This is a genomic window from Pseudoalteromonas luteoviolacea, from assembly GCF_001696455.1.
Taxonomy (GTDB): domain Bacteria; phylum Pseudomonadota; class Gammaproteobacteria; order Enterobacterales; family Alteromonadaceae; genus Pseudoalteromonas; species Pseudoalteromonas luteoviolacea_C.
Genome location: NZ_MAUJ01000085.1, coordinates 1 through 209, shown reverse-complemented (window position 1 = coordinate 209; position 209 = coordinate 1). Strand labels below are relative to the sequence as shown.

General features: G+C 39.7%; 1 rRNA gene. It reads left to right on the top strand.

The features are described from left to right. Window positions 1-96: 96 nt before the first annotated feature. Window positions 97-209, top strand: a 23S ribosomal RNA gene (locus tag A7985_RS25615); the annotation flags it as partial.

The window sequence follows — 209 nt, the reverse complement described above, 5'->3', positions numbered from 1 at the left end:
ATCATTTAGTTGATTAATTAGCGTCTACTTTAGTATTACTTAACTTCTGGCGAAGTTAAAACTGTCTTTGACGATACAAACCATTTTGGGTTGTATGGTTAAGTGACTAAGCGTACACGGTGGATGCTTGGCAGTTGGAGGCGATGAAGGACGTACTAACTTGCGATAAGCTAAGTCAAGCCAGTAAGAGGCACTTGAGACTTAGATTT